Source organism: Oleiphilus sp. HI0125, assembly GCF_001635355.1.
In genome coordinates this window covers 1-9,148 of record NZ_LWGF01000362.1, presented here as the reverse complement: position 1 = coordinate 9,148, position 9,148 = coordinate 1, and the positions used below count along the sequence as shown (strand labels likewise).

8 protein-coding genes are annotated in these 9,148 nt (G+C 44.6%); all 8 read left to right on the top strand.

The annotated features are described in order from the left end of the window. Nucleotides 1–158 precede the first annotated feature (158 nt). Nucleotides 159–1,697, top strand: a complete 1,539-nt coding sequence (locus A3762_RS05090) for an ABC transporter ATP-binding protein (RefSeq protein WP_068754398.1) — start codon at nt 159–161, stop codon at nt 1,695–1,697. Next, nucleotides 1,694–2,800, top strand: coding sequence for an ABC transporter permease (locus A3762_RS05085; RefSeq protein WP_068478189.1), 1,107 nt, complete (start codon nt 1,694–1,696; stop codon nt 2,798–2,800). Before A3762_RS05090 ends, A3762_RS05085 begins: the two co-directional genes overlap by 4 nt. A gap of 9 nt (nt 2,801–2,809) precedes the next feature. Next, nucleotides 2,810–3,736 carry an ABC transporter permease gene (locus tag A3762_RS05080; RefSeq protein ID WP_068754396.1) on the top strand — a complete coding sequence of 309 codons (927 nt, stop codon included), beginning with the start codon at nt 2,810–2,812 and terminating at the stop codon, nt 3,734–3,736. Between the two features lie 63 nt (nt 3,737–3,799). Continuing rightward, a complete protein-coding gene (locus tag A3762_RS05075; protein WP_068754394.1) occupies nt 3,800–4,879 on the top strand; it encodes a BMP family ABC transporter substrate-binding protein in 1,080 nt (359 codons plus the stop codon). A 115-nt stretch (nt 4,880–4,994) separates the two neighbouring features. Then, nucleotides 4,995–5,792: an outer membrane protein OmpK gene (locus A3762_RS05070; RefSeq protein WP_068754392.1), complete on the top strand. Its 798-nt coding sequence runs from the start codon at nt 4,995–4,997 to the stop codon at nt 5,790–5,792. 216 nt (nt 5,793–6,008) lie between these two features. Further along, nucleotides 6,009–6,644, top strand: a complete 636-nt coding sequence (locus A3762_RS05065) for a TetR family transcriptional regulator C-terminal domain-containing protein (protein WP_068754390.1) — start codon at nt 6,009–6,011, stop codon at nt 6,642–6,644. 147 nt (nt 6,645–6,791) lie between these two features. Beyond that, entirely contained in the window at nt 6,792–8,153 is a 1,362-nt protein-coding gene (locus tag A3762_RS05060; RefSeq protein WP_068754388.1) for an 8-oxoguanine deaminase, read from the top strand. A gap of 652 nt (nt 8,154–8,805) precedes the next feature. Continuing rightward, nucleotides 8,806–9,148: hypothetical protein (locus A3762_RS05055; RefSeq protein ID WP_156493247.1), on the top strand; the 343-nt coding region annotated here is incomplete at its 3' end.

Genomic DNA, 9,148 nt, shown 5'->3' with positions numbered 1-9,148 from the left:
GCGTTGATTTTGGTTTTTATGTGTTTATATTTTCTGACCGAATAGCCAAGGATGATGTGTTTATAAGGATGTAGTTGGTTGGTAGGGGTTGGCAAGGTAATTGCTTATTAAAATAAAAATTAATTTCAGTGCCGCTGTCTTGACGGTTAGGTAAAACAATGAAACGCATACAATTAAGCGGAATCACCAAGCGCTATCCGGGAACGGTCGCGAACAATAAGGTTGCTCTCAATGTAGAGAAAGGTGAGATCCATGCGCTGCTTGGCGAGAACGGTGCAGGCAAAAGTACGCTGATGAAAATTATTTACGGAGTGGTCAAGCCTGATGAAGGGGAGATGCTCTGGGAAGGAAAACCTGTTTCAGTAAAAGGCGCTTCGCACGCTAGGGAACTTGGAATAGGGATGGTGTTTCAGCATTTCTCTTTATTTGAAACGCTTTCCGTGGCTGAAAACATTGCACTCAGTATTCCGAAAGACCAAGTCGGGTCGATGGATGGCTTGAAGCAGCGTATCAGTGAAGTATCTGAACGCTATGGAATGAAGCTCGATCCAGATCGTTATGTTCACACCTTATCTATCGGTGAGCAGCAACGCGTAGAAATTGTTCGCTGCCTACTTCAAGACGTTAAACTACTCATTCTCGACGAACCTACCTCCGTACTGACCCCACAAGAAGTTGAAACTCTCTTTAAGACACTTCAGACATTGAGTGCTGAAGGCTGCAGTATTTTGTTTATCTCACACAAGCTTGATGAAGTGCGTGCTATTTGCACAGGCGCAACGATTTTGCGTGGCGGTGTGGTGACAGGTGACTGTAATCCGCAAGAAACAACAACGGATGAAATTGCGCGTTTGATGGTTGGCGATGACACTCCATTGAATCAGGACTACCAGAAAGCGGTCGGTGGTGATGTATTCCTTCAAGTTACTAACTTGAGTCACCAATCAGACGATCCATTCTCTACTTCACTTAAAAACATCACCATGGATGTGCGCAAAGGTGAGATTCTGGGTATTGCTGGTGTTGCAGGAAATGGGCAAGAAGAACTGCTCGATATGATCGGTGGCGAAGAGCTAGGTGAAGCCTCTGTCATCAAGTTTGAAGATCTGACAGTGGGTAAATTAGGACCTGCCGAACGACGCGCTTTAGGTTTAGGTTTTGTCCCTGAAGAACGTCTAGGACGTGGTGCGGTTCCCGATATGTCCTTGGAAGACAATGGTCTACTCACGGCATATCAAACGGGTGATTTGGTCAATAAAGGTTGGATTAATCGCTCCAAAGTCAAAGAGTTCGCCAACACTATTATCAGTAACTTCAAAGTAAAAACACCGGATGCGCAAGCGCAAGCGAAGTCTTTGTCTGGTGGTAATCTCCAAAAATACATTATCGGTCGTGAGATTCTTCAAAATCCTAAGTTATTAGTGTGTTCGCATCCTACGTGGGGTGTGGATATTGGTGCTGCGATTTTGATTCGCCATGAACTCATCAAATTACGTGATGCCGGTGCTTCGATCCTAGTAGTGTCTGAGGATATCGATGAGTTGTATCAAATCAGTGATCGTATCTGTGCGATTTGTGATGGTGAGTTGTCACCTGTTGCAGCGACAGAGAAGGTTAGCATTAACCAACTTGGTAAATGGATGGCGGGTGACAAGACTCCTGTAGAAGATAACGAGCAAGCGGGAGCAGTCGCATGATCTTTAAATTAGAAAAGCGTCCTTCAGACTCGAAGGCGATGGCCTATTTATCGCCAGTGCTGGCGGTGCTATTAACCTTGATTAGTGGTGCAATTGTATTTGCTTCCTTAGGGCATGATCCACTGGGTTCTCTCTATGTATTCTTCTTACAGCCGCTCGAGGACTTGTACGGTTGGACTGAACTCGGCATCAAAGTTGCGCCACTATTATTGTGTGCAATGGGCTTAATGCTTTGCTTTAAAGCGCAGGTATGGAACATCGGTGCAGAAGGGCAGTTTATTCTTGGCGGCCTAGGCGGCGGTTTCTTAGCATTGCAACTGGGTGATGTTGAAAGTTACTGGGTGCTACCGGCTGTACTTCTATTCGGTAGTTTATGTGGTTTGGCGTGGGCAGCGCTGGCGGCGTGGTTAAAAACGCGTTTCTCTGCGAATGAAATTCTAACCACCATTATGCTCAACTATATCGCTTTGTACTTCTTGTACTATGGCGTACATGGCCCCTTAAAAGATCCAGACGGATTTAACTTCCCCGAGTCGGCTTTATTCTCTGATTTCGCGATGCTTCCGGTTATTTTCGAAGACTATCGTTTGACGATCTCTATCTTATTCGCTTTGTTTGCCGTGGCCGTCATTTGGACATTCATGTCTCGTGCAATGCTCGGCTTCCAGATTAATGTGCTGGGTCAAGATCCTTCAGCAGCAAGTTTTGCAGGGTTTAAAGATAAAAAGCTTGTTTGGTTGGTGCTGCTAATTTGTGGTGCTTTGGCGGGGCTCGCTGGTGTGTCTGAAGTCACTGGTCCTGTCGGGCAGTTGAATCCATATATTGCACCTGGCTACGGCTATGCTGCGATTATTATTGTGTTCTTGGGCCGTATGCATCCTGGCGGTATTGTGATTGCCAGTATGCTTCTCGCACTCACTTACATGGGCGGTGAAATGGTTCAAATGGACCTGACACTTCCGAAGTCTATTACGGGCTTATTCCAAGGTATGTTGCTGTTTTATCTCTTAGCGTGTGACTTGTTGATCTCATATCGCATCGTTCGAGATCGTCCGGTTCAAACTAAATCATCTAGCAATCAACAAGAAACAGCGCAGGCGTAAGGGGCAGTCGTGGATATTGAATTAATCACTAACATCTTATTTGCGACTATTCGCACAGGTACGCCGCTTATTTTGATCGCATTGGGTGAAATGGTGTGTGAAAAGTCTGGTGTATTGAACTTGGGCCAAGAAGGCATGGTGCTAATGGGCGCAGTGCTTGGTTTTGCTGCCTCAGTGATCACCGGTAATTTGGGCTTGGGTCTTGTGGCATCAGTTATTGCTGGTATGTGTATGTCATTGCTATTTGGTTTCTTAGCGATTTCGCTGGTCGCAAACCAAGTCGCTACGGGTTTAGCCTTAACGATATTTGGTACTGGCTTAAGTGCCTTTATTGGCGCGAGCTACGTTGGGGTAGGCATCGAAGGTATTCAGGCGTGGACGATTCCACTACTGAGCGATATTCCTGTTATCGGCAAAATCTTTTTCTCGCATGACCCGTTGGTTTACCTAAGTTGGGTTCTGTTCGGCTTGGTGTTCTGGGTATTTAAGAGCACGCGTCTTGGCCTCACGATTCGTTCAGTTGGCGAAAATCCAGAAGCGGCTAACGCCATTGGTATGAGTGTATTCAAAGTACGCTACGGCGCAGTCATGTTTGGTGGTGCGATGGCTGGTCTTGCAGGTGGATACTTATCACTCGCTTATACACCTCTTTGGTCTGAAGGTATGTCTGCAGGACGTGGCTGGATTGCACTTGCATTAGTTGTATTTGCAAGCTGGAAAGCAGAAAGAATTATGTTGGGAGCTTATTTGTTTGGTGCGGCGAGCATCATGCATTTGGTTCTTCAAGGACTGGGCTTTGAAGCCTCACCTAATTTGTTAGCAATGCTTCCTTACGTTGCAACAATTCTTGTTTTGGTTGTTCTCGCGAACGATGCAATCAAAGCAAAACTAAGTACGCCTTTGGCGCTGGGTCAACCATATAGACCTCAGCTTTAAAGCGTCACGAGAGTAGCGTTTGAGCGCTACTCTCTAGATAAAAAAGAAACTCAGGAGTTAATAATGAAACTAAAAACAATTAGCAAAGTGCTTGCGACGGCAGCACTAGCTGGTGGCATGAGCGTAGCGCAAGCGGAAGGCCCAATTAACATCGGCTTCGTTTACGTTGGTCCTACTGGTGATGCGGGCTGGACTTACGCGCATGATGAAGCACGTAAGTATGTTGAAGAGCAACTTGGCGACAAAGTAAAAACAACTTACGTTGAATCTGTGCCAGAAGGCGCGGACGGTGAGCGTGTTATTCGTCAGTTGGCATCAAAAGGCAACGACCTAATCTTCACAACCTCATTCGGTTACATGAACCCAACTCTTAAGGTTGCTAAGAAGTTCCCTAAAGTAGCGTTCGAGCATGCTTCTGGTTACAAGCGTGCAGACAACATGGGTACTTACTTCACGCGTGCGTATCAAGGTCGTTACTTGACTGGTTTGATCGCAGGCAAGATGACTGAATCTAACGTACTTGGCTACGTTGCTTCATTCCCAATCCCAGAAGTAATTCGTGGTATCAACGCATTCACTAAAGGCGCGAAAGAAGTAAACCCAGACGTTCAAGTAAAAGTTGTTTGGGCGAGCACTTGGTACGACCCAGCCAAAGAGCGTGAAGCTGCAGAAACCTTGATCCTTCAAGGTGCAGACGTTCTTACTCAGCACACTGACTCAGCAGCAGTTATTCAAGCAGCTGAAGCGAAAGGTAAGTACGCGATCGGTTATCACTCAGATATGTCTGAGTACGGTGAGAAAGCACACCTTACAGCAGCGATTCACAACTGGGGTCCTCTTTACTTGAAGAAGGCTCAGCAAGTTCTTGATGGTACTTGGAAAGCTGAAGATCTATGGCCTGGTATCGCTGAAGGTACTACAGATCTAGCACCATTGAACGAAGCAATTCCAGCTGACGTTGTTGCGTTGGTTGAAGAGAAAAAAGCGGCCTTGAAAGCGGGCGAAATGCGCGTATTTGATGGCCCTGTTATTAACCAAGCTGGCGAAGAAGTCGTGCCAGCTGGTAGCACCATGGATGACGGTGCGCTTCTAGGCTTTGGTTTCTACATCGAAGGTGTAGAAGGCAAATTGCCTCAGTCGTAAACCGGGACGTTTAAAGTATCGGGAGCTTTGTTGAGCTTGTTGTACAGCAAGCTCCCATTTTCCGGAAAAAAGGCACAACTAAAAAGTGCCGTTATGAAATTACTAAGGTAGAAAAATGAAACAACTTAAGACTCTTGCAAGTGCAGCAGCACTTTCTGCAGCAGTAGTAGCTGCTCCAGCTCAAGCAGAACAATTCTGGGCAGACAACAGTATAACTGTTCTTCACAGTGCTGATTACTTGAATGCGTTCAACACAGCTGAGAAAGAAACTCAAGAAATTACTGTTATGACGCTTGAGCATGTATCTGGTCATTCTTGGGGTGATGTATTTACGTTTGTAGATCGTTTGAACAACAAAGGTTCAACTGCTCCAAACAATGAAACTTATGCAGAGTTGTCACCACGAATCAGCCTTGGTAAAACTACAGGGTCTGACTTGAGCTTCGGTCCAATTAAAGATGTATTACTTGCTGGTACTTATGAGTTTAGCTCTAACAGCTTTGACGTAGGTGCTCCAGATGAGCTTGGTTTCTCTCAGGACAACTACCTATACGGTGTTGGTTTGGATTGGGAGCTTCCAGGTTTCGCATTCTTCCAAACACAAGTTTTCTATGCAGATAACGAGAACACAAAAGATGACGTTCAGTTGACTGTTGTATACGGCGTTCCTTTCGCAGTAGCTGGTGTTGACTTCATGTTCGACGGTTACATCGACTGGTCTTCAGCAGAAGCTGATCACGCGTCTGATTTCCACTTCAACCCACAGCTTCGTGCTGACGTAGGCAAGTTCATGGGTATCACTAAGTCTAAGCTTGAAGTTGGTATCGAATACTCATACTGGAACAATAAGTTCGGCGTTAAGAACGACGAAAGCGAGTCTGCAGTTAGCGGCTTGATCAAGTACCACCTATAAGTCGTACTTGAATAAGGTTTGATAAAAACCGTCTTCTTTTTTGCTGCAGTGCCTCAAAGCACTGCAGCATTTTTGCAAGGCGAATAAGAATTCAAACAAAGTTATTACTGGAATAAAGCTAAAAAGGCGACGTATTAGTTACTTTGAATAGGTTCATTCGATTAGAATGCAGCGCCTTTTTCGCTTTTAAACTTATAAAAAGATGTAGTTAAGATTATGGATATTGCTGAAGCACCTCAAAAGACAGGTAAAATCCGAGCGCAAAATCGTAAAAATATCCTTGCTGCGGCAGAGGATTCGTTCGTAAAAAATGGGTTTAAAGGAACCAGCATGCAGTCAATTGCTGATGCAGCCGGCCTTCCAAAAGCGAATGTGCTGTACTACTTCAAAAGCAAGCAAGCACTCTATCTTGCGGTACTTGATGAAATCATTAATCGTTGGGACGAAACGATTGAAGATATGAGTGAAGGGGATGACCCTGCTGAAGTTTTACGCGCGTATATCTGTGCCAAAGTCGACTTGGCGATTCAGTATCCAAGTGCCTCTAAAATTTTTGCTTTAGAAATCATTCAAGGCGCGCCAAATCTCCAAGAGCACTTGCGCACAAACTTGCGTACTTGGGTACGTGAGAAAAGCAAAATCATTCAATCATGGATTGATCAAGGCAAGATGAAAGCGATTGATCCTGAACATTTGATCTTCATGATTTGGTCAACGACACAACATTACGCTGACTTTGATGCGCAGATTCTTACTGTGACGAATAAGCTTGAGTACGACGACGACGACGTACAAAGAATTAAAGAACTGCTTTGCACAGTCATTTTAGGCGGCTGTGGTTTAAACGTATAACGAATATTGGGATCAGAGTAAAAGTACTCTGACCCCAAGTTCAAGCTGTTCATATTTCATCGGCAGATTAACACGCTGCTCATTGAGCATTCCCTTAGGAAGTCACTGCCATCCTGTTCTATTCACAATAAATAGGAGTGACTTTTCATGTCTAATCCCAAAACGACTTGGATGAAAAATCCGCTTTCCGTATTTACCGCCAATGATGAAGATGCGCGTGGCGGTATTGTTGTTAGTGGCAATAAAATCGTGGAGCTTATTGCTCTCGGTCAAGTACCCCAAACGTCTTATCATGAAGTGTTTGATGCTTCAGAGTCGGTCCTATTACCTGGTCTGATTAATACTCATCACCATCTCTATCAAACGCTTACGCGCGCATTTCCGCCAGCACTTAACAAACGTTTGTTTCCTTGGCTTCAAACCTTGTATCCGGTGTGGGCGAGGCTTCAACCAGAGATGCTAAGTGCTGCGACTGAATTAGGTTTGAGCGAGTTGCTTCTTTCTGGCTGTACTACGGTTTCAGATCATCATTATTTGTTTCCTGAGGCATTAACTGAAGCGATTGATATTCAAGTTCAAGCCGCTTCAAAAGTGGGAACGCGCGTTACCCTGACACGCGGCTCAATGAGTTTAGGGCAAGACGATGGTGGCTTGCCGCCACAATCGACTGTGCAATCTGACGACGCTATTTTGAAAGATTCTGAACGCTTGATTCGTCAGTATCATGATGCCTCAGAAGGATCTATGGTGAATATCGCGCTGGCGCCATGTTCGCCGTTCTCCGTCACTACTGAGTTGATGAAGCAAACAGCCTCTTTGGCGCGCGATCACGGTGTTCGATTACATACCCATTTGGCTGAAACTGAAGATGAAAATAACTTCTGCCTTAAAACATTTGGTATGCGCCCCGTGGACTATTTAGAGTCCGTCAATTGGATGAGTAATGATGTTTGGCTTGCGCATGGCATTCATTTTAATAACGACGAGTTGCATCGCTTAGGTAGGGCGGGTGTGGGCGTTTGCCATTGCCCTTCATCCAATATGGTGCTTGCTTCTGGGATATGCCGAACCCTTGAATTGGAGGAACACGGTTCGCCAGTCGGGCTGGGTGTTGATGGATCTGCATCTAATGATGGCTCAAATATGATCCAAGAAGTACGACAAGCCATGTTAATCAATCGACTGCGTTATGAGGCCGATGAGGTGACGCACTTTGATGCCCTCCGTTGGGCAACGAAAGGTTCAGCGTCTGTTTTAGGACGTTCTGATATTGGAGAGCTCGCAGTTGGAAAGCAAGCGGATATTGCCTTATTCAAATTGGATGAGGCACGATTTTCTGGAAGTCATGATCCTCTTGCTGCACTCCTGTTATGTGGTGCGCACAACGCGAATGCAGTGATGGTCGCTGGTGAGTGGCGAGTATTGGATGGTGGTTTGGTAAGTGGTGATCTATCGGACTTGATATCGAGCCATTCAAGTTTGTCGAAGCGACTTGTTAGTGACTATTAATTGATTTCTTGCGTGAAATCAGAGCAGTGAAGAGTTGGCGCGTCACTACTCTTTGATTGGTTTTAACTGGACTTAATACATTAAAAATGTGTCGTAGTCTCTCGAGATATAGAGTGCCCAAGCGGCTGCGAGCATAGGAAATGCTGCAAAGAAAAGCATGTTGTTCCAAGGGTCTATATACTTAGAGAAGGAGATAACGGTAGACTCTACATGAATTAAAAGTATGAGCCTTTAGGCGAGACGCTTTTTGTAGGCTACTAAAAAGCCAAACTCAAAGATTAGATGGAGCACGGCAACGATCACTAAAAGGTTAGAGCGGAGTGAAGCAAGCTCTTAGAACTTTGCAGATATCTTTGCGACAAGGACGGGGTTGATGATTCTATCAATTGACTAAAGTAAAAAATGATTGAGATCTTTTAAATATTAATGATAATCATTATTATTTAATCGTGCGTAGGTAAAAAAGGAAGAGTTTTACATGTTAAATAAAGGGAGTTATAGGAGGTGGCGCCGTTGACTAGTCCAATTGAAATTGGGCTTGACGCAGCGTCTAAATAGTTAGGCAAGAAAATATTCAAAAAGTATCGCGAGTGGCAGTTATGAATCGATCGGTTACTTATATACTTTATGGGTAGTTTTAAAGAGAGAGCATATGATGGCTGATGTAAAGATTGGACTTAGGGATCGTATTTTAATGAATGTAAGTTTAAAGGCGAAACTGCTTTTACCTGCTTGCTTAACTTTGCCCTTGGTCGCATTTGCCCTGTATCAATATAATCAAGCTATTTCTGAGGCAAGCTCAGAGGGGTTAATGTCCACCTTGGAGTTGAGTATGTGGCTGTTCGCTGGTAGTGGCTTCATTATCTTTTTCGCGCATTCTGTTATGTACAATGTTATGCCTTTACTGCAGCATATTATTGGTGTGATGAAAAATATTTTATCGGGCAATACTGATGATCGTATTGGATTTAGTGGCTCGGATGAATTTGGTCAAA